Here is a 366-nt window from a genome sequence, read left to right on the forward strand (position 1 = left end):
CGCCCTGCTGTTGGGCGGATCGCCCTGCTGTTGGGCGGATGCGCGGCGGACGAATCCAACGAGGCACCGGCAGTGCCCACGGCGCCCACGGTGCCGGCAACCCCCGGCCCGTACGCCATCGGCGGCACCCTCGCCGGCCTCGCCGCCGGCAGCCAGCTGGTGCTTCAAAACAACGGGCGGGATGCGCTGACGCTGACCGCCGACGGCAGCTTTACCTTCGCCACGCCCGTGGCCCACAACGGCGGCTACGCGGTCACCATCGCCCAGCAGCCGGCCGGACAGGTCTGCTCGGTGGCAGGCGGCGCCGGGGCCGGTGTGACCGCAGCGGTCACAAATATCGCCGTGGTCTGTGCCACCACTCGCTTC

Annotated in this window: 1 pseudogene; it reads left to right on the forward strand. The window is 72.4% G+C overall.

From position 1 onward, the window contains the following. Nucleotides 1–72 precede the first annotated feature (72 nt). Nucleotides 73–366 (forward strand): annotated as a pseudogene (locus tag AB4Z27_RS29820) (beta-propeller fold lactonase family protein); the annotation flags it as partial.

It is taken from the genome of Cupriavidus sp. KB_39, from assembly GCF_052114485.1.
Classification (GTDB): Bacteria; Pseudomonadota; Gammaproteobacteria; order Burkholderiales; family Burkholderiaceae; genus Cupriavidus.